This is a genomic window from Streptomyces sp. PTL18, from assembly GCF_059510295.1.
Window position 1 is genome coordinate 50458 of the sequence record NZ_JCAJZO010000014.1, and the last position, 20284, is coordinate 70741.

Here is a 20284-nt window from a genome sequence, read left to right on the forward strand (position 1 = left end):
CGGCGGGCTCGTTCGGCGACGTATCTCACACCCGTCGCGAGAAAGCCCGGAGCGAGTTCTGGGGGAGTTCGGGGGGATCGTCGTCACGGTGGTGGGCGGACCGGGCGGCACCGGCCCGCCCGCCACCGTCGTGTCACGCCGGATTGCGGAGGTCCCCGGCCGCCCCCACACGGCTGAAGACGTCGTCTTCCTCGGACGGGGCCAGCAGATAGGCCTGGGCCTCGCCCACGTGGAAGTACATCCCGTGCAGTTCCAGCGCACCTTCGGCCAGCGCGCGGGCCACGGACTCGTGCACTCGCAGATGCTGCAGCTGCTGCACCACATTGGTCAGGCACAGTTGTTCGATCGCGTCGACGGGTTCCCGCCCGGCGATCCGCGCCCATGGCCGCTCGTCGTCGGCCATCCGCTCCAGGCTGGGCAGCCCGTGCCGCAGCCACCGCCTCAGCGGGGTTCGGGCGCCGTCCGCGTCCGAGGTGAGCAGGGCCTGCATGGCGCCGCACCCGGAGTGCCCGCACACCGTGATGGAGCGTACCTGCAGCACGTCCACCGCGTACTCGATGGCCGCCGCCACCGAGTCGTCCCCGCTCTCGGCGCCGGGCAGCGGTACCAGGTTGCCGACATTGCGGACGACGAAGAGGTCGCCGGGCCCGCTGGAGGTGATCATCGAGGTGACCAGCCGGGAGTCGGCGCAGGTCAGGAACAGATGCGACGGCCGCTGTCCCTCGCGCGCCAGGCGGGCCAGCTCACCGCGCACCAGCGGGGCGGTGTTGCGCTGGAAGGCGCTGATGCCGTGGGCGAGTTGCCGACCGCTCGGTCCGGAGGCCGTCGGTCCGAAGGCCTCGCCCGGTCCGCCCGTGCGGCCGTTCGCGGGTTCGGTCGGCGGGCGCTCGCACTGGTGGTTGCGCCACGGCGTCCAGGGGCGGCACCGGCATGCCGACGGCCCGGCGGACTCCGCGCCCGATCCGGCCCGCACCGCACCCGGCGAGGGCAGCGCGACCGGGGATCCGTCCCGGCCTGTCAGGGCGACCGTGCCGCCGCGCGCGCGGTGGGTGCGCTGCCAGTCCTGCAGGGACTCGTGCGCGGCGTGGTCCATGAACGACCCGTCCAGCTCCACAACGGCCTCGGTCCCGGCGGGCACCAGGTGCAGCGCCCGGCTGAGCCGCGGTACGGCGAGGAACGTCAACTGGCCTCGTACGCGTACGTGGTGGACACCCATCTGCTGCTCGTGGGTGATGCGGGTGCGGGTGAGGCGGTGCAGGGCGACGGCGACGGCCGCTGCCACGCCCAGCGCCACGCCCTGGAGGACGCCCAGGAGGACGACGCCGAGTGTGGTGACGGCGTACACCGGCACCTCTCGGTGGCGGGTGACCGTGCGGATGTGGTGCAGGGACACCATCTGGATGCCGACGGCCATCACCAGTGCGGCGAGCGAGGCGAGGGGGATCAGCTCGAGCACCGGGGCCAGCAGCAGCGCGGCCACCATCACCCACACTCCGTGCAGCATCGTGGAGTACCGGCTGACGGCTCCGGAGTTGACGTTCGCCGTGCTTCTCACGGCGACGCCCGCGATCGGCAGCCCTCCGAGCGCTCCGGAGACGATGTTCGCGGCGCCCTGTCCGAGTAGCTCGCGGTCCAGGTCGGAGCGGCCGAGATACGGATGGCGCCGGGCCGCCAGTTTGTCCACGGCGACGGCGCCCAGCAGGGACTGCACGCTGCACACCAGGGTGATGGTGAGGACGGCGGCCGCGACGCCGAGTGCCGGGCCCTCGGGCAGTCCGGCCAGGGCGTGGCTGCTCCAGGACGGCAGGTCGACCCTGGGCAGGGTGAGCCCGGCGAGCGAGGCGGTCGCGGTGGCGCCCGCCACGGCGACGAGTGGGGCCGGGACCCGGCACAGCAGGTGCCCGGTCCGTCCGGGAAGCCGTGGCCAGGCCAGGAGCAGGGCCAAGGTGAGCACGCTCACCGACACGGCCGCCGGGTGCAGACGCGCCAACTGCCGGGGCAGTGCCCGGAGGTTGTCGAGGACGGCACTCTGCGGGGTCCCGCCGAGCACGATGTGCAACTGGGCCACGGCGATGGTGGCGCCGATGCCGGCGAGCATGCCGTGCACGATCGCGGGGCTCACCGCGAGCGCGGTGCGGGCCACGCGCAGGCAGCCGAGTCCCAGTTGGGCCAGGCCGGCGAGGACGGTCACGGCGCACGTCGTGCGCCATCCGTAGCGGTGGATGAGGTCGGCGGTGACCACGGTCAGACCGGCGGCGGGGCCGCTGACCTGGAGTGGGCAGCCTCCGATGCGGCCGGCGACGATGCCGCCGACGGCCGCGGCGACCAGGCCGGCCTGGAGCGGGGCGCCGGTGGCGAGGGCGATGCCCAGGGACAGGGGGAGGGCGATCAGGAAGACGGCGAGGGAGGCGGACAGATCGGCGCCCGCGATGCGGAAGCTACGGGGCGGGGGCGGTGGGGGGCTGTGGGGCGGGTGGGCGCGCTTCGTCCGAGTCGAGTCGGCGGCGCGGGCGGGGACGCAGGCGGGCATGTTCCCGTCTCCTCCGGTGCGGCGCGGTCGCGGAAGTGGTGGCCCCGGCGGGGGCCGGGGGTCGGGCGCGGCCGTGGGTCACGACGCAAGCGGCGGGATGTCTCATCGCTTGGTAAATGGATCGTAATGCACCGTAAAGGAAAGGTATTTGATATCAGGGCAAACGGTTCACGCAATCACCCAAAAGGGTGAAGGGTCAATTTCATCGGCTTGTCATACAAATTACTTCGGTTTTCCGTGCGATCTTGGCTCGGCCGGCGTGGCCCGACCGAAGGAAGAAGGTGGGTGGAAGATGGCTGCCACCCCGAGGAGCGCCACCTCCAGAAGCACCACCACGAGAACCGGAACCCCCTCGCGCAGGACCGCTGCGGGCGTCGCCCTGGCCGCCGCCTGCGTCACCGCCTGGGCCACCGCGCCGGCCGGCTGTTCTTCCGCACCGCCCCGCGCCGAGCAGGGCACACGGAAAGGGGCCGGCGCCGGTGCAGGGGCTCCCGGAAGCGCGGTCCGTCCGATCGGCGACGGCTCCACCGCCTACACCGGCGCCCAGCCGCATCTGACCGGACCCGAGCGGCTGAGGCCCGGCCGGAGACCCCCGCAGTTCGTGGTCTTCTCGTGGGACGGGGCCGGCGAGGACAGCCAGAGGCTCTTCTCGCGCTTCCGCGGGATCGCCAGGGCCAACGACGCGACGATGACGTTCTTCCTGAGCGGTGTGTACCTGCTGCCCGAGGAGAAACGCGACCTGTACCGGCCGCCGCAGCACTCGCCCGGCCGCTCGGACATCGGCTTCAACGACGTGGCGGGCATCAAGGACACCGTCGAGCAACTGCGGCTGGCGTGGCTCGAGGGCAACGAGATCGGCACCCACTTCAACGGGCACTTCTGCGGCCCGAAGGGCGGGGTCGGCCAGTGGTCGGTGGAGGAGTGGAAGGACGAGATCGCCCAGGCCAAGGCCTTCGTGAAGTCCTGGCGGACCAACTCCGGCCTCAGACGGGAGCCTTCCCTGCCCTTCGACTACGAAAGGGAGCTCATCGGCGGCCGCACGCCGTGTCTGGAGGGCCGGGAGAACTTCATGAAGGCGGCCCGTGAGCTGGGTTTCCGCTACGACACCTCGGGCGTCGCCGAACAGGTCTGGCCGAAGAAGAAGGAGGGGCTGTGGGATCTGTCGATGCAGCTCGTGCCCTTCCCGGGGCACACCTACGAGCAGTTGACCATGGACTACAACTTCATGGTCAACCAGTCGGGCACCCGGACCCAGGGCGACCCCGACAAGTTCGAGGAATGGGGCGACCAGATGCGGGACGGCCTCTACCAGGGCTTCCGGCGGGCGTACGAGGGAAACCGCGCCCCCCTGGTCATCGGCAACCACTTCGAGTCCTGGAACGGCGGTACGTACATGCGTGCCGTCCAGGAGGTCGTCGAGCGCGTCTGCAACGAGCCCGAGGTGCGCTGCGTCTCGTTCCGCCAACTCGTCGACTGGCTGGACGCACAGGACCCGCAGGTCCTGGAGAAGCTGCGCACCCTGAAGGTGGGCGAGACCCCGGCCGAGGGCTGGGCGAGCTTCCTGGCCTCGTCACCGGCCCCGGCACCGAGGGGGGTACCGGGGGCGCCGCCGATGAAGCGGTAGACGGGGGCCGTCGCTCACACCGCTGCCGCCAGGGTCTCGCTGAGGACGAAGCGCGGGTCGATCTGGGCCGCCAGGTCCGCGCCGGTGCGTTCGTTTCCCCAACTGGTCGCGTTCTTCCGGTGGAAGTGCGCCATCTGGCGCGTGTACCGCTCCCAGTCGCGCAGTTCGTAGGTCGCGTCGGCGGCCGCCTGCAGCACGCCGAGGGAGTGCCGGCTCGGGTCCTCCAGGGACTCGAACCGGGGCGGGCGGCCCTTCTCCATGGACCGCACCCAGTCCGAGTGCCCCACCGTCACCAGCAGGTCGTCGCCGACGTGGGCGCGGAGGAAGTCGATGTCCTCCCGGCCCTGCACCTTGTTGCCGACGACCCTCAGGATGACCCCGAAGTCGCGCGCGTACTCCTTGTACTGGCGGTAGACGGAGACCCCCTTCCGGGTCGGCTCGGCCACCAGGAACGTCATGTCGAAGCGGGTGAACAGGCCGGAGGCGAAGGAGTCGGACCCCGCTGTCATGTCGACCACCACGTACTCGTCGCGGCCGTCCACCAGGTGGTTCAGGCACAGTTCCACCGCTCCCGTCTTGGAGTGGTAGCAGGCGACCCCCAGGTCGGCGTCCGTGAAAGGGCCGGTGACCATCAGGCGGACCGTGCCGCCGTCCAGTTCCACCGGGCGCGCGCAGGCCTCGTAGACCGGGTTGTCCTCCCGTACCCGAAGCAGTCGCGAGCCCTCCCCGGGCGGGGTCGTCTTGATCATCTTCTCGGCGGAGGCGATCCGCGGATTGGTGCCGCGCAGATATTCCTTGATCAGCGACAGCCGCTCGCCCATGGCCGGCAGGGTCGCGGCCTCGTCCTCGTCGAGCCCGAGCGCGGCCCCCAGGTGCTGGTTGATGTCCGCGTCGATGGCGATGACGGGCGCGCCGACGGCGGCGAGATGGCGGATGAACAGGGAGGACAGCGTCGTCTTGCCGCTGCCGCCCTTCCCGACGAAAGCAATTTTCATATTCACGAAGCGTAGCGTCGTGGTAGCTGTGCGTGGCACGCCTGTGGAAACAAGACCACCCCTTCGAATGAGGTGCCCCGGTGTGCGTAGGGTCGTACTCATGAGTACGACAGGTGCGTCCGCCGACCCGCTGGCCGCCCTCGGGGCGCTCCCCGGGGTGGCCGAGTCCGTGGAGTCCGTGCGCAAGGCCGTGGACCGGGTCTACGGGCACCGGATCATGCGGCGCCGCAGCAATGAGATCACCTCGGAGGCGGCGCTGCGTGGCGCGCGTGGCTCGGCCGCGCTGTCGGGCGCCGACTGGGCCCTGGAGGAGGTGCGGCGGCGCACCGACTTCAGTGGCGACGATGACGCCCGTACGGTCGGGGCCGCGCTGCGGCTGACCGCCGAGGCGGGGCAGCTGCTGTCCATCTGGCGGCAGTCGCCTCTGCGGGTGCTCGCACGACTGCACCTGGTGGCTGCGGCGGATCCGGACCCCTGTGTGGGGCGCCCCCGGCAGGACGGTGAGGGCGTCGACGAGCCGCTGGTGGAGTTGGAGCTGCCGGGCGCGGCCGAGGTGTCCGGCCGTCTGGAGGGGCTCTCCGGGCTGATCGTCGCGGGCAGCTCGGCGCCCGCCCTCGTGACCGCGGCCGTGGTGCACGGCGAACTGCTCGCGCTGCGTCCCTTCGTCTCCCGCAACGGTCTCGTCGCGCGCGCGGCGCAGCGCATCCTCCTGGTGGGGAGCGGACTCGATCCCAAGGCGATCTGCCCGGCGGAGGTCGGTCACGCGGAGCTGGGCCGGGCCGCCTACGCCGCAGCCCTGGACGGCTATGTGTCGGGCACCCCGGAGGGCATGGCGGCCTGGATCGCCCACTGCGCAAAGGCGGTCGAGCTCGGCGTCCGCGAGTCGACGGCGGTCTGCGAGGCGCTGCAGCGCGGGGCCGCCTAGAAACGGGGAAAGCCCCCTCCTGGCTCCTGGGGGCCGCAATGGTTGCGGCGGTACGAAGTCTCGTACCGCCGCTGGCATGTTCACCGAGTTACCAAGCGTCCTCGATGGTCGCCCATCAGGTCGGGAACTTTGCCCGTCACCTGGTGCGGCTGGCCCGTAATCGACGGGTCGACGTCGCGTGGGTGCTCGGTGTTCATGCTCGGTCCGTGGGGCCAATTGCGTTTAAAAGGTGATCCTTTCGGATGTCCTTTGGTCTCGCGGGCCGTTAACCCCTTTGTACTCCAGGGCGCGGATAAGCGGAAGCCCTTCATGCAGTTCTTTACTTTTAGCTTCAAAGAGGTGCGAATCGGGCGGGAGTGTGTTCCTCCGGCGCGTCCCGCGGGGTCACAGCACGGGTGTGCGGCGCCGGCTCGCGTACCAGACGAGCCCCGCCGTGGCCGCCGCCGCGCCTATCGCCGCCATGGCGAGGAGCGCCGGACGCGGCGGCACCGACAGCCGCTGCTTCAGCCGAACCGGGCGGTGGAAGTCGAGAATCGGCCATCCCCGGGTGAGTGCCTCGCGGCGCAGGGCCCGGTCGGGATTCACGGCGTGCGGATGGCCGACGGCCTCCAGCATGGGCAGGTCGGTGATGGAGTCGCTGTACGCGTAGCAGCGCGTCAGGTCGTACCCCTCCGACTCGGCGAGTTCCCTGACGGCCTCCGCCTTCGTCGGCCCGTAGGCGTAGTACTCCACCTCGCCCGTGAAGCAGCCGTTGTCGCCCACGACCATGCGGGTCGCCACCACCCGGTCCGCGCCGAGCAGTTCGCCGATCGGCTCGACGACCTCGGCGCCCGACGTGGAGACGATCACCACGTCCCGCCCGGCGCCGTGGTGCTCCTCGATGAGGGAGGCGGCCTCGTCGTAGATGATCGGGTCGATCAGGTCGTGGAGCGTCTCGGCGACGATCTCCTTCACCTGCTGCACGTTCCAGCCGCGGCACAGCGCGGACAGGTACTCCCGCATCCGCTCCATCTGGTCGTGGTCGGCGCCGCCCGCCAGGAACACGAACTGGGCATATGCGGTACGCAACGCCGCCCTGCGGTTGATCAGTCCGCCTTGGTAGAAGGACTTGCCGAAGGTGAGAGTGCTCGACTTCGCAATGACCGTCTTGTCCAGGTCGAAGAAGGCCGCCGTGCGGGGCAAGGAGGGGTTTTCCACGGGCCTGAGCATAGGGGCCCACCATTCGGCGTAAGGTGGGGCGTGTGGGTTTGCCTGAGAGGGCTCTCGGGTACACCATGGAAGTCACGGATCGTTCGCGACCGTGCTAACCCGGCCCGACTCCTCCCCCCCCGAGTCGGCCGTGGGGACGACCCCCGCTCTCCCCCCCGGCGGGGGTCGTCGCATGTCCGGGTGGGTTTTTCTGCTTTTCGGCGCATCCCCGAGGCCCTGCCGTGGTCCTGCGGCGGATGGTCGGTCACGTCCAGGGATCGTAACGGTGGGTAGTCGCCGTGCTGCTCTGCGGAGGCCTGCGGGTCCTCACCGGTATGGGTGAAGGCGATATTCACAACCGCTGAGTTGTCCACAGTTATCAACCAAGATCCACACGATTTCCGGGATCGCTGCACCTTGATTCCGACGCGTCCGGCCGACGGCGAGTTCACGCCGGTTCACGGCCGCGAGTTCATGGCTCGTGCACGTCCGCGAGTTCATGGCCCGTGCACGGCCGGTTCCGTTTGTCGGGCGCGCACGGCCGGTTCGTATCGGCCGTTCACATGGAGACCGGTAGCCGGCTCTCCACACGGGCGGGACGCACGGGCCGCACAGGCCTGCGGACGCGCCCGAAGGAAGCAGCGAAGGGGGCTGGAAACCGTGGCGGAAGCCATCACACACGACGGACCGGCCGCCGCCGAGGGGCGGCGGAGCGGACCGCTGATCGTCACCGAGGACGCCGAGCTCCTCGACGACCTGCTGCGCCTGTGCGCGGCCGCGGGCGCCAGAGCAGAGGTGCACCCGAGCGTGCCCCGGCAGCGGGGCGGCTGGGAGGCGGCGCCCCTGGTCCTGGTCGGCGACGACGCGGCCCGCCGGGTGCGGGGGGCCGTGCGCAGACGGGGAGTGGTGCTGATCGGCCGTGATCAGGACGATCCCGGAGTCTGGCGGCGCGCCGTCGAAATCGGCGCGGACCACGTCCTGCTGCTGCCGGACGGCGAGCAGTGGCTGGTGGACCGCATCGCCGACGTGGCCGAGGGAGTCGGCCGGCCCGCGCTCACCGTCGGCGTGATCGGCGGCCGTGGCGGGGCCGGTGCGTCCACGCTCGCCTGCGCCCTCGCCGTCACCTCCGCGCGTGAGGGCAGGCGCACCCTCCTCGTGGACGCGGATCCCCTCGGCGGCGGACTCGACGTACTCCTCGGCGGAGAGACCACGGAAGGGCTGCGCTGGCCGGCGTTCGCCGCCTCGCGGGGACGGGTGGGAAGCGGTGCCCTGGAGGAGTCCCTGCCCGAGGTGCACGCGCTGCGGGTGCTGAGCTGGGACCGCGGCGACACCGTGGCCGTCCCGCCCCAGGCGGTCCGCGCGGTCCTCGCCGCGGCACGGCGACGCGGCGGCGCGGTCGTCGTCGACCTTCCGCGCCGCATCGACGAGGGGACCGCCGAGGCCCTCGCGCAGCTGGATGTCGGCATCCTGGTGGTCCCCGGAGAACTGCGGGGGATCGCGGCCGCGCGGCGGGTGGCGTCCGCCGTCGGGATGGTCCTCGGCGACCTGCGCATCGCGGTACGGGGGCCGTACACGCCCGGGCTGGACGACCGCGGGGTGGCGCGCCTACTGGGGCTGCCACTGGTCGGCGAGGTGCCCCACGAGACACCACCGGACGACGGTTCGGTACCGCCCGGGGGAGCGGCGCGGGGGCCGCTCGCCCGGTTCTGCTCGCCCTTCTGGGAGCGGGCGCTCGCCGAGGGGGGTGACCCCGTATGAGCACGGGCTGGGGCGCGACGGCAGGCCCAGCGGGGCCCGGCGCCGGGGCGGACCCGGGGTCCGGCGGCGCGGCCGGGCCCGGTGAGCGGGCGCGGCTGCTGGACGGGGTGCGGCAGTGGCTGGCCGAGAGCGGGGCCGAGCCGACCCCCGCGCGAGTGGCGCAGGCGCTGCGGGAGCAGGGGCGAGTGCTCGGGGACGCGGAAGTGCTGGGCGCGGCCCGGCAGTTGCGCTCGGAACTGGTCGGCAGCGGCCCTCTGGAACCCTTGCTCACCGATCCGTCCGTGACCGACGTCCTGGTCTCCGCGCCGGACCGGGTGTGGGTGGACCGGGGCGCCGGGCTGGAGTTGACGGAGGTGTCCTTCCCGGACGCGGCGGCCGTGCGGCGCCTCGCGCAGCGGCTGGCGGCCGTGGCCGGGCGGCGGCTCGACGACGCCCGACCGTGGGTGGACGCCCGCCTGCCGGACGGCACCCGGCTGCACGCGGTGCTGCCGCCGGTCGCGGTCGGCTCCACCTGCCTGTCCCTACGGGTCGTACGGCCCCGGGCTTTCACCCTCGACGAACTCGTGGCGGCGGGCACGGTGCCGCCGGGCGGAGACCGGCTGCTGCGAGCGCTGATCGCCTCCCGGCTCTCCTATGTGATCAGCGGGGGAACCGGTTCGGGCAAGACCACGCTGCTGAGCGCGCTCCTGGGCCTGGTGGGACCGACCGAGCGGATCGTGCTCGCCGAGGACTCGGCCGAACTGCGCCCCGACCACCCGCATGTGGTGCGTCTGGAGGGCCGGCCCGCGAACCAGGAGGGCGTGGGGCTCGTCGAGCTCCAGGACCTGGTGCGGCAGGCACTGCGGATGAGACCCGACCGGCTCGTCGTCGGTGAGGTGCGCGGACCGGAGGTGGTGTCCCTGCTGGCCGCGCTGAACACGGGCCATGAAGGCGGGTGCGGCACGCTCCACGCGAACGCGGCGGCCCAGGTGCCCGCCCGGCTCGAAGCGCTCGGTACGGCCGCGGGCCTGGACCGGGCCGCGGTGCACAGTCAGCTGGCGGCCGCGTTGTCGGTGGTCCTCCACCTGGTGCGCGACCGGACCGGGCGGCGCCGGATCGCGCAGGTGCATGTGTTGGAACGGGACGCGTCGGGGCTGGTGGTGACGGTGCCCGCCCTGCGGTGGGGACCGGAGGCCTTCGCACGCGAGCAGGGGTGGGAGCGGCTGCGGGAGCTGCTCCGGGACGGAGACGAGGGGAGCGGGGTGCTGTGAACGGGATCGGCGGGACGGGGGCAGGCGGTCCGGGGCTCGGGCAGCTGGCGGCTGGGGGTGTGACGGGTGTCGGTCACCTGGCGGTCGGCGTGGGCCTGGTGTGCGCCGGTACGGCGGCGTGGATGGTGAGCGGCCCGAACACGGCGGCGCGTCGCGCCGGGATGCTGTTCGCGGACGGTGGCGCCGCGGCACCGGGCGGCACCTCGCCGCCCTGGGAACGGTTCTTGCTCCGGGTGCGGCGCCTGCCGGTGGAGTGGTGGTCGGTGGCCGTGGTGATCGCGGTGCTCGGGACCTCTCTGCTGCCCTTGGTGGCCGGAGCCGTCGGTGTGCCGGTGTGGCGCGGGGTGCGTCGGACGCGGGAGGAGGGGCAGGCACGGGAAGCGCGGGGCGAGGCGGTGATCGCGCTGTGCGGGGCGCTCGCCGGGGAGGTGCGTGCCGGGCGTCAGCCGGGCGAGGCACTGTTGCGCGCGGCACGTGACTCGAGCGGGCTCGGCGAGGCCCAGGCGGCGGTGCTGGCTGCTGCACGGTTCGGCGGCGACGTCCCGGGTGCGCTCGGCGACGCGGCACGGCAGCCGGGGGCCGACGGGTTGTCCGGGCTGGCCGCGTGCTGGCGGGTGGCCGTGGACCGGGGCGCGGGACTGGCGGCCGGGCTGGACCGGCTGGAGGCGGCGCTGCGGGCCGAGCGCGACCAACGCGCCGACCTGCGCGCGCAGTTGGCGGGCGCTCGGTCGACGGCGGTCCTGCTCGCGGGGCTGCCGGTCCTCGGACTGCTGCTGGGCACCGCGCTCGGCGCCCGCCCGTTGCACGTGCTGCTGCACACCGGGGCAGGGCTGGCGTGTCTGGTGGCCGGTGGCGTGCTGGAGGGGGCGGGGCTGTGGTGGGCGCTGCGCATCGTGCGAGGGGCGGAGACGGCGTGAGCACGGATGTTGTCCACAGGCTGGGGATGCTGTGCGCGGTCGCGGCGCTGTGGTGGCCGGCGCGGAGGCTCGTCCTCGCGCGACGGAAGCGGAGGGCTCGGCGGCGGGTGGCCGCGGTCCTGGCGGGGGCGGGTGTGGCGGAGGAGCGCTCGCGCGAACGGATGCCGGATGCGGTGCCGCGACGGGCCGAGGTGCGGGACGCCGTGCGGCGGTGGCTGCCGTTCACCGGGGCGCTGTGTGCCGGCTGGGTCGTGATCGGAGGGTTCGCCGGGCTGGGGGCCGGACTGGTCACCGGGATCGGCCTGGCGCGCTGGCGGGCCCGGCAGGAGCGCGACCGTCGCACCACCGAGGTGTACGACCCGGCGGTGGCCGCCCGTCAGCTCCCTCTGGCGGCCGACCTGCTCGCGGCGTGCATCGCGGCGGGCGCGAGCCCGGTGTCGGCCGCCCAGGCGGTGGGCGAGGCCTTGGCGGGACCGGTTGGGGAGCGACTCGCGCGGGGCGCGGCCGAAATGCGGCTCGGGGGCGAACCTGCCGATGCGTGGGGGCGGCTCGCCACGCTGCCCGGCGCCGGAGCACTGGCGAGGCTGCTTGAACGGGCGGGTGATTCCGGCGCTCCGGCGGCCGCACCGGTCGGGCGCCTCGCGGCTCAGGCGCGGGCCGAGTGGGCCCGAGGGGCGACGGCACGGGCACGCCGCGCGGGCGTCCTGATCAGCGCTCCGGTGGGGCTGTGCTTCCTGCCGGCGTTCATCGCGGTCGGGGTGCTTCCCGTGGTGATCGGACTGGCGGGAGGGCTGCTGGGAGGACTGGGAGGGGGTGGCAGATGACGGTGCACGGCGTCCGGTGACGGGTGACGGACCGGACGGATGGATGGAGGACGGCTGTGGTCGGTCGGACGGATGGAGGACGGCCGTGGTCGGTCGGACGGATCGAAGACGGCCGTGGCCGGACAGAGGACGACCGGACAAGTGGCCGGACGGCAAGCCGAACAAGCCGGACAAGCCGGAGAAGAAGCCGGACAACGACGAGAACCTCACGGGGGTCGATATGAGCAAGGCGGTACGAGTACGAGCCCAAGTGCGTGCGCTGGTGCGCCGACTGCGGGCGGCGGTGCGCGGGGACGCGGGGATGGTCACGTCCGAGTACGCGGTGGGGATCATCGCCGCGGTGGCGTTCGCGGCGCTCCTCTACAAGGTGCTGACGAGCGGGCAGGTCAGTGCGGAACTGCAGGCGATCGTGAAACGGGCGCTCAGTGTCCGGATGTGACGGCGTGAGGGAGTCCCGGGGGCCGGGCCGTGCCCGGGACCACGGCTTCGTGACGGCGGAGACCGCTGTCGTGCTGCCCGCCCTGGTGCTCTTCGCGATGGCCCTCGTCTGGGCCCTGGTGGCCGCGTCCGCGCAGATCCGGTGCGTGGACGCGGCCCGCGCCGGGGCCCGGGCGGCGGCCCGGCAGGAGCCGGCGGGCGTGGTGCGGGACATGGCCCGGCAAGCCGCTCCGGACGGCGCGAGAATCACGGTGAGCCGACAGGGCGACCTGGTACGCGTCCTGGTCGTGGCCCATCCCCCGGGCCCGGATGTGTTGCCGTTCGAACTCCGCCACGAAGCGGTGGCTTCCGCGGAGGAGACGGTGGGGGTGAAGCAGTGAGGGACTGGGAATCGGCCGCCGTCCGAGGGTGCTCGGCGAAGCTCGAGGCCCGTGCGGCGGCGACCCGTTCGGACCGCGGCTCCGCCACCGTCTGGGTCGTGTGCCTGCTCGGCGCGATGTGTGCCGTGTTCGGCGTCCTGCTGGCCCAGGGCGAGGTCGTGCTGGCCCGGCACCGTGCGGCCGGTGCGGCCGACCTCGCCGCGCTCGCGGCCGCGGACCACTGGATGGACGGAGGCGGCGAGGCCTGCGCCATGGCGGGCCGGGTCGCCCGGGCCCAGGGGAGCAGGCTCGTGCGGTGCGCCCTCGTGGGTCCGGTCTCCGACGTCACGGCGGCGTCGGCCACGGGGCCGTTCACCGCCGAGGTCAGGGCGAGGGCGGGGCCGGCGCAGCCGAGGGCGTCGAAGCCCCCGGGCCGCTCGCCTCCTCCTCGGGCACCCCGCGCAGCAGCACCGTGAGCAGACGTACGGCGCCCCTCTTGTGCAGCGGATCGTTCCCGTTGCCGCACTTGGGGGACTGGATGCAGGACGGGCAGCCCGCCTCGCACTCGCAGGACGCGATGGCCTGGCGGGTGGCGGACAGCCAGGCGTGGGCCGTGTGGAAGGCACGTTCCGCGAAGCCGGCGCCGCCCGGGTGGCCGTCGTACACGAAGACCGTGGGCAGGAGCGTGTCCGGGTGCAGGGGCACCGAGACGCCTCCGATGTCCCAGCGGTCGCAGGTGGCGAAGAGCGGAAGCATGCCGATCGAGGCGTGTTCGGCCGCGTGCAGGGCGCCGCCGAGGATCTCCGGGCCGATCCGGGCGGCGTCCAGCTGGTCCTCGGTGACGGTCCACCACACGGCGCGGGTGCGCAGCGTACGCGGAGGGAGGTCGAGTTTCGTCTCGCCCAGCACCTCACCGGTGATCAGACGCCGACGCAGAAAGGAGACGACCTGGTTGGTGACCTCGACGGAGCCGTAGCACAACCGGCCCTCGCCCCAGGGCACTTCGACGTCCGTATCCAGCACGGAGATGGAGGTCGTGTCGCGGGCGACGGTCGTGTACGGCGGGTTGGCCTCTTCGACCAGGGCGACGGAGTCCTCCAGGTCGAGGGACCGCACCAGGTACGTACGGCCCTGGTGCAGGTGGACCGCGCCCTCGTGGACCGTCGTGTGGGCGGCGCCCGCGTCGACCGTGCCGAGCAGTCGCCCGGTGCCGGCCTCGACGACCTGGACCGGGCGCCCGCCCGCCCCGCGGATGTCCGTGAGGTCGGCGGCCCGCTCCCGGCGCGTCCAGTGCCACGCCTTCGTGCGGCGGCGCAGCAGCTTCGCGGCCTCCAGCTGCGGCAGCACGTCCTCGCACGCGGGACCGAACAGTTCCAGGTCCTCCTCCGTCAGCGGCAGCTCGGCCGCCGCCGCACACAGGTGCGGGGCGAGGACGTAGGGGTTGTCCGGGTCGAGGACCGTGGACTCCACCGGCTGGTCGAAGAGGGCCTCGGGGTGGTGGACGAGGAACGTGTCCAGCGGGTCGTCACGGGCGACCAGCACCGCGAGGGCACCCTGCCCCGCGCGGCCCGCGCGGCCCGCCTGCTGCCACAGGGAGGCGCGGGTCCCCGGATACCCGGCGATCAGCACGGCGTCCAGCCCGGACACGTCGACACCGAGCTCCAGGGCGGTCGTCGCGGCCAGGCCGAGGAGTTCACCGGAGTGCAGGGCCCGCTCCAGGGCGCGGCGCTCCTCGGGAAGGTAGCCGCCGCGGTAGGCGGCCACGCGCCGGGCCAGCGAGCGGTCGACCTCGGCCAGGCGTTCCTGGGCGATCACCGAGATCAGCTCGGCGCCGCGGCGGGAGCGGACGAAGGCGACCGAGCGCACGCCCTGCATGGTCAGGTCGGTGAGCAGGTCGGCGGTCTCGGAGGTGGCCGTGCGGCGGACGGGCGCGCCCCGCTCGCCGTGCAGCTCGGTGAGCGGCGGCTCCCACAGGGCGAAGACCAGCTCGCCGCGCGGGGAGGCGTCGTCCGCGACCTCGACGACCGGCAGGCCGGTGAGGCGGTGGGCGGCCACCGAGGGCTCGGCCGCGGTCGCGGAGGCCAGCAGGAAGACGGGGGAGGCGCCGTAGCGGGCGCACAGGCGGCGCAGCCGGCGCAGGACCTGGGCGACGTGGGACCCGAAGACGCCTCGGTAGGTGTGGCACTCGTCGATCACGACGTACTTCAGGGCGCGCAGGAAGGAGGACCAGCGCGGGTGCGAGGGCAGTATGCCGCGATGCAGCATGTCGGGGTTGGTGAGGACGTAGTTGGCGTACTGGCGTACCCACTCCCGTTCCTCGGGCGGCGTGTCGCCGTCGTAGACCGCGGCGCGGATCGCCGTGCCGAGAGGGTGTGAAAGTTCCTTCACAGATCGGCGCTGATCCGACGCGAGGGCCTTCGTGGGGGCGAGGTACAGGGCGGTCGCGCCCCGGCCGTTCGGAGCCTCCGCGCCTTCCAGCAGTCCGGACAGCACCGGCACCAGGTAGGCGAGCGACTTGCCCGAGGCGGTGCCCGTGGCGACGACCACCGAGTCGCCGTCCAGGGCGTGCTCGGCGGCGAGCGCCTGGTGGGCCCAGGGATGCTCGATGCCCGCGCGGCGCACGGCGGCGACGACCTCGGCACGGATCCGGTCCGGCCAGACGGCATGGCGGCCCTCTCGCGGGGGCAAGTGCTCCGTATGAGTGATGCGCGCAGCTCGGCTCGGACCCGAGGCGAGCCGGTCCAGCACCGTCCCCGGCGAGAGCCGGGACACGGGGCCCGTCGTGGGTCGATCGGATCGGTGATTCTTGGCCATCGGCACCGAGTGTGTCACTGGCGTGACGGACAATGGGTCCAAGGCGTCGTACACGCCTGCCAGTAAGTGATTGAATGCCATCGCGGCTGGCGAACCGTCCCGGTGGGCTGAAGCCGAGGTGCCCGAGGGGCGACCGCTCGATAGCAAGGTGCTGGAGGATCCGTGGACCTGTCCCTGTCGACCCGTACCGTCGGCGATCGTACGGTCGTCGAGGTCGGTGGCGAAATCGACGTATATACCGCGCCCAAGCTGCGTGAGCAGCTGGTCGAGCTGGTGAACGACGGGAATTTCCACCTCGTCGTCGACATGGAGGGCGTGGACTTCCTCGACTCCACCGGGCTCGGCGTGCTGGTGGGCGGCTTGAAGCGCGTTCGAGCCCATGAGGGCTCCCTGCGCCTGGTGTGCAACCAGGAGCGCATTCTCAAGATCTTCCGCATCACCGGCCTCACCAAGGTGTTCCCCATCCACACCTCGGTCGAGGAAGCGGTGGCGGCCACCGACTGACCCCGCTTCCGGGCCGTGGTGCCCGGACGGAAGAAGCAAGAGCGGGGGGCACGGGCGAGTGTGGCCCGGCCCCCCGACCGCACGCCCGAAGTTCTGAGGGGGATGCATGGCCACCGTTGAACTCCGCTTCAGCGCGCTGCCCGAACACGTCAGGACCGCCCGGCTCGTGGCGGCGGCGGTGGCGCGCCGGGCCGGAGTGGAGGAGGCCGCACTCGACGAGGTCAGGCTGGCCGTCGGGGAGGCCTGCACCCGCGCCGTCGGACTCCACCAGAGCAACGGCATCTCCGCGCCGGTGCGGGTGCTGCTGACCGAGGAGGAGAAACAGTTCTCCATCGAGGTCGGCGACGAGGCGCCGCACATCGTGCCCGGCGTCGAGCCGGCGGGTGCCGGCGAGGCGGAGGCCGAGGAGGACGAGATGGGCCTCGCGGTCATCAGCGGCCTCGTCGACGACGTGGAGGTCACGACCGGGGAGAACGGCGGACTGATCAGGATGAGCTGGCCGACCACCCCGGCCGGTGCTGCCCCCGCCCCACCGCCCGGCGCCGCCAAGTTCCCGGCCTAGACGGCACATCGCTCCCTCGAACCCCACAGCTCGTCCAGAAGGGCCCTGCCTGCGCAGGGCCCTTCCTTTTGTGAAGTCGTATGGTATTCGTGAACCGCTTCACGTGAATATCTTCACGATCAATAGCGTGATAATTCGATCAAGGTAATGTGATCAAGCGCCCCCCGTCAATGGTTTTGGAGCGTTACCACTTTCGGGTTCTGTGGCCGATGTGCGATCTTTTGCTGAAGAGCAGATGACGTCTCATTCGGTTTGCCGCGCACTGTTTTGATCAGGTTCCGGTACCTACAATCCGTCCACATCTTGAGCTCAGCCCAAGCGTCAAGGAGGACGAATGGCGGGGCTTTCTACCCCTCAACAGTTTGACCACCCCACATCTCTCGCGGCCGCGGTCCTGACCCACGACAACCGCCTGATCGTGGTGGTCATCGCGGCCGTCGCGCTGGCGGCCCTGGCGGTGGCCGGGATTCTGGTGCGCGAGGTGCTCGCGGCCGGCGAGGGCACCGACAGCATGAAGAAGATCGCGGCCGCGGTCCAGGAAGGAGCGAACGCCTATCTGGCCCGGCAGCTGCGCACGCTCGGCGTATTCGCCGTCGTCGTGTTCTTCCTGCTCATGCTGCTGCCCGCGGACGACTGGAATCAGCGCGCCGGACGGTCGGTGTTCTTCCTGATCGGTGCGGCGTTCTCGGCGGCCACCGGCTATATCGGTATGTGGCTCGCCGTGCGCAGCAACGTCCGCGTCGCCGCGGCGGCGCGCGAGGCGACCCCGGCGGAGGGTGAGCCGGAAAAGGACCTCACCGCCGTATCGCACCGAGCGATGAAGATCGCTTTCCGTACCGGCGGTGTCGTCGGCATGTTCACGGTGGGGCTCGGTCTGCTGGGCGCCTCCTGTGTGGTGCTGGTCTACGCGGCGAACGCGCCGAAGGTGCTCGAGGGCTTCGGTCTGGGCGCGGCGCTGATCGCCATGTTCATGCGTGTCGGCGGCGGCATCTTCACCAAGGCCGCCGACGTCGGCGCCGACCTGGTCGGCAAGGTCGAGCAGGGCATTCCGGAGGACGATCCGCGCAATGCCGCGACCATCGCCGACAACGTGGGCGACAACGTCGGCGACTGCGCGGGGATGGCGGCCGACCTCTTCGAGTCGTACGCCGTCACGCTCGTGGCCGCGCTGATCCTCGGCAAGGCCGCCTTCGGCGACTCGGGGCTGGCGTTCCCGCTGATCGTGCCCGCGATCGGGGTCCTGACCGCGATGATCGGCATCTTCGCGGTGGCACCGCGCCGCGCCGACCGCAGCGGCATGTCCGCGATCAACCGGGGCTTCTTCATCTCCGCGGTGATCTCCCTGGCACTGGTCGCGGCGGCCGTCTTCACCTATCTGCCGTCGTCGTACGCCGGCCTCAAGGGCGTCACGGACGCGGCGATCCGCGCCAAGAGCGGCGATCCACGCGTCCTCGCGCTCGTCGCGGTCGCCATCGGCATCCTGCTCGCCGCCCTGATCCAGCAGCTGACCGGCTACTTCACCGAGACCAGCCGCCGTCCCGTGCGGGACATCGGCAAGACCTCGCTGACCGGCCCCGCCACCGTCGTCCTCGCCGGTATCTCCGTGGGTCTGGAATCGGCCGTCTACACGGCGCTGCTGATCGGTCTCGGCGTCTACGGGGCGTTCCTGCTCGGCGGTACGTCGATCATGCTCGCGCTGTTCGCGGTGGCGCTGGCCGGCACCGGCCTGCTCACCACGGTCGGCGTGATCGTCGCCATGGACACCTTCGGCCCGGTCTCGGACAACGCACAGGGCATCGCAGAGATGTCCGGTGATGTCCAGGGCTCGGGTGCGCAGGTGCTCACCGACCTGGACGCCGTGGGCAACACCACCAAGGCGATCACCAAGGGCATCGCCATCGCCACGGCCGTCCTCGCGGCCTCGGCACTGTTCGGTTCGTACCGGGACGCGATCACCACGGCAGCCCAGGACGTGGGCGAGAAGGTCGGCGACGGCGGGCCGATGAGTCTGGTCATGGACATCTCCCAGCCCAACAACCTGGTCGGCCTCATCGCCGGCGCGGCGGTCGTCTTCCTCTTCTCGGGGCTGGCGATCAACGCGGTGTCCCGGGCGGCCGGTGCCGTGGTCTTCGAGGTGCGGCGGCAGTTCCGCGACCGGCCCGGGATCATGGACTACACGGAGAAACCGGAGTACGGAAAGGTCGTCGACATCTGCACCAAGGACGCCCTCAGAGAGCTCGCCACGCCCGGTCTGCTCGCCGTCATGGCGCCCATCGCCCTCGGGTTCACGCTCGGCGTCGGAGCGCTCGGCGCGTACCTCGCGGGCGCGATCGGCACCGGCACGCTCATGGCGGTCTTCCTGGCCAACTCCGGCGGCGCCTGGGACAACGCCAAGAAGCTCGTCGAGGACGGCCACCACGGGGGCAAGGGAAGCGAGGCGCACGCCGCGACGGTGATCGGCGACACGGTCGGTGACCCGTTCAAGGACACCGCAGGCCCGGCGATCAACCCGCTGCTGAAGGTGATGAACCTGGTGTCGCTGCTGATCGCGCCCGCGGTCGTCAAGTTCTCCTACGGCAGCGACAAGAACCTCGGCGTGCGGATCGCCATCGCGGTGCTCGCGCTCGTGGTGATCGTGCTCGCGGTGTACGTGTCCAAGCGGCGCGGGATCGCCGTGGGTGACGAAGACAACGCGGAGAAGGTGTCCAAGCCCGCTGATCCCGCGGTGGTGTCGTAGCGCGGCTCCACGGCACCCGCTCCTACGCCCGGCCACCTGCGGGCACACGGGCGGGCGCACGGCGCTCCTCGAGAGGCCGTGCGCCCGCCCGTGCCCATGAGCGCGACCATCCCGTGAGCCTTCTCTCGCGTGCCGCAAAAACCTGCAATACCGATCAAAGGTGATATGCGGGGCGCTGATGCCGCCCGGTCGGCGTGTATGTTCCCGGCCGAGAGAGCCATGGAAGGGACCAAACCGGTGAACAAGAAGCTCGCGACCACAGTGTCCGGCGGTGCGGTGCTGGTACTGGCGCTGTCGGCCTGCACCAGCGGAGGCAAGAGCCAGACCGACGACAAGCTGGCCTCCTGGGCCAAGCAGGTCTGCGACGCCGTACCGGCGCAGAACGCGAAGATCAAGGCCGCCAACGACGCGATCACGAAGGCGGCCTCGGACACCACCAACCCGCCGGAGACCATCCAGAAGACCGACTCCCAGGCCTTCCAGGACATGTCCGACGGTTACAAGGCGCTCGCCACCGCCCTGAACAACGCCGGAGCGCCCCCCGGCGTCGACGGCGGCGCCCAGCGGCAGCAGGACGCCGTCAAGACCCTCAACAACCTTTCCGCGTCCTACGCCGGCCTGAAGAAGAAGGTGGACGCGCTCAACACGAAGGACCAGGCCAAGTTCGCGTCCGGGCTGCACGACCTCGCGGCGCAGATGACGGAGCTGGAGAAGCAGAACCAGAGCGGGACCACGGCGCTGAAGAACCTCGAGCAGGGTGACGTCAAGAACGCGATCGCCGAGCAGGCGAGCTGCAAGAAGGCGGCCGCTACGGCCTCGGCGACCGCGGGCTGAGTCCGCCCGCACGCCACAATGGGGA

The 20284-nt window shown here is 71.9% G+C and carries 17 protein-coding genes; 13 read left to right on the forward strand and 4 right to left on the reverse strand.

The annotated features are described in order from the left end of the window. Positions 1 to 133: 133 nt before the first annotated feature. Entirely contained in the window at positions 134 to 2530 is a 2397-nt protein-coding gene (locus AC5WS8_RS24575; protein ID WP_496105621.1) for a bifunctional SulP family inorganic anion transporter/carbonic anhydrase, read from the reverse strand. 292 nt (positions 2531 to 2822) lie between these two features. On the opposite strand from AC5WS8_RS24575, the gene AC5WS8_RS24580 reads away from it, so the two are divergent. Beyond that, positions 2823 to 4154 (forward strand): polysaccharide deacetylase family protein, encoded by a 1332-nt coding sequence (locus tag AC5WS8_RS24580; protein WP_496105622.1) that lies wholly within the window; start codon positions 2823 to 2825, stop codon positions 4152 to 4154. 14 nt (positions 4155 to 4168) lie between these two features. Here the strand turns inward: AC5WS8_RS24580 and AC5WS8_RS24585 are convergent, their stop codons facing one another. After that, positions 4169 to 5149, reverse strand: a complete 981-nt coding sequence (locus AC5WS8_RS24585; RefSeq protein WP_496105623.1) for an ATP-binding protein — start codon at positions 5147 to 5149, stop codon at positions 4169 to 4171. Positions 5150 to 5249: 100 nt separating this feature from the next. Here AC5WS8_RS24585 and AC5WS8_RS24590 point away from each other — a divergent pair, with 100 nt between their 5' ends. Further along, entirely contained in the window at positions 5250 to 6074 is an 825-nt protein-coding gene (locus tag AC5WS8_RS24590) for a Fic family protein (protein WP_496105624.1), read from the forward strand. A gap of 384 nt (positions 6075 to 6458) precedes the next feature. Here AC5WS8_RS24590 and AC5WS8_RS24595 read toward each other — a convergent pair whose 3' ends face one another. After that, positions 6459 to 7283, reverse strand: a complete 825-nt coding sequence (locus tag AC5WS8_RS24595) for an HAD family hydrolase (RefSeq protein ID WP_496105625.1) — start codon at positions 7281 to 7283, stop codon at positions 6459 to 6461. A gap of 639 nt (positions 7284 to 7922) precedes the next feature. Here AC5WS8_RS24595 and ssd point away from each other — a divergent pair. The 7 genes from ssd (at position 7923) to AC5WS8_RS24630 (ending at position 13284) form a co-directional block, all read left to right on the forward strand. Then, on the forward strand, positions 7923 to 9020 hold the full coding sequence (gene ssd, locus AC5WS8_RS24600) for a septum site-determining protein Ssd (RefSeq protein ID WP_496105626.1): 1098 nt from the start codon (positions 7923 to 7925) through the stop codon (positions 9018 to 9020). Then, positions 9017 to 10270 carry a TadA family conjugal transfer-associated ATPase gene (locus AC5WS8_RS24605; protein WP_496105627.1) on the forward strand — a complete coding sequence of 418 codons (1254 nt, stop codon included), beginning with the start codon at positions 9017 to 9019 and terminating at the stop codon, positions 10268 to 10270. Before ssd ends, AC5WS8_RS24605 begins: the two co-directional genes overlap by 4 nt. A gap of 59 nt (positions 10271 to 10329) precedes the next feature. Next, positions 10330 to 11187 (forward strand): type II secretion system F family protein, encoded by an 858-nt coding sequence (locus AC5WS8_RS24610; RefSeq protein ID WP_496105756.1) that lies wholly within the window; start codon positions 10330 to 10332, stop codon positions 11185 to 11187. Continuing rightward, entirely contained in the window at positions 11184 to 12011 is an 828-nt protein-coding gene (locus tag AC5WS8_RS24615) for a type II secretion system F family protein (protein ID WP_496105628.1), read from the forward strand. Before AC5WS8_RS24610 ends, AC5WS8_RS24615 begins: the two co-directional genes overlap by 4 nt. Before the next feature lie 220 nt (positions 12012 to 12231). Then, positions 12232 to 12450 carry a DUF4244 domain-containing protein gene (locus AC5WS8_RS24620; protein ID WP_496105757.1) on the forward strand — a complete coding sequence of 73 codons (219 nt, stop codon included), beginning with the start codon at positions 12232 to 12234 and terminating at the stop codon, positions 12448 to 12450. 4 nt (positions 12451 to 12454) lie between these two features. Then, entirely contained in the window at positions 12455 to 12829 is a 375-nt protein-coding gene (locus AC5WS8_RS24625; RefSeq protein WP_496105629.1) for a TadE family type IV pilus minor pilin, read from the forward strand. After that, positions 12826 to 13284, forward strand: coding sequence for an Rv3654c family TadE-like protein (locus AC5WS8_RS24630; protein WP_496105630.1), 459 nt, complete (start codon positions 12826 to 12828; stop codon positions 13282 to 13284). Before AC5WS8_RS24625 ends, AC5WS8_RS24630 begins: the two co-directional genes overlap by 4 nt. On the opposite strand, the gene AC5WS8_RS24635 is transcribed toward AC5WS8_RS24630, so the two are convergent. Beyond that, on the reverse strand, positions 13193 to 15703 hold the full coding sequence (locus tag AC5WS8_RS24635) for a DEAD/DEAH box helicase (protein WP_496105631.1): 2511 nt from the start codon (positions 15701 to 15703) through the stop codon (positions 13193 to 13195). The two genes, AC5WS8_RS24630 and AC5WS8_RS24635, sit on opposite strands and share 92 nt — an antisense overlap. An 81-nt stretch (positions 15704 to 15784) precedes the next feature. Here AC5WS8_RS24635 and bldG point away from each other — a divergent pair, with 81 nt between their 5' ends. From bldG to AC5WS8_RS24655, 4 genes are all read left to right on the forward strand, one after another. Further along, entirely contained in the window at positions 15785 to 16126 is a 342-nt protein-coding gene (bldG, locus tag AC5WS8_RS24640; protein ID WP_010986038.1) for an anti-sigma factor antagonist BldG, read from the forward strand. A 106-nt stretch (positions 16127 to 16232) separates the two neighbouring features. Next, positions 16233 to 16688 (forward strand): ATP-binding protein, encoded by a 456-nt coding sequence (locus AC5WS8_RS24645; RefSeq protein WP_496105632.1) that lies wholly within the window; start codon positions 16233 to 16235, stop codon positions 16686 to 16688. A gap of 334 nt (positions 16689 to 17022) precedes the next feature. Next, the gene (locus tag AC5WS8_RS24650; protein ID WP_496105633.1) at positions 17023 to 19425 is read left to right on the forward strand and encodes a sodium-translocating pyrophosphatase; all 2403 of its coding nucleotides are present in this window, start codon (positions 17023 to 17025) and stop codon (positions 19423 to 19425) included. A 219-nt stretch (positions 19426 to 19644) separates the two neighbouring features. Continuing rightward, positions 19645 to 20259 carry a small secreted protein gene (locus AC5WS8_RS24655; protein WP_496105634.1) on the forward strand — a complete coding sequence of 205 codons (615 nt, stop codon included), beginning with the start codon at positions 19645 to 19647 and terminating at the stop codon, positions 20257 to 20259. Positions 20260 to 20284: the final 25 nt, after the last annotated feature.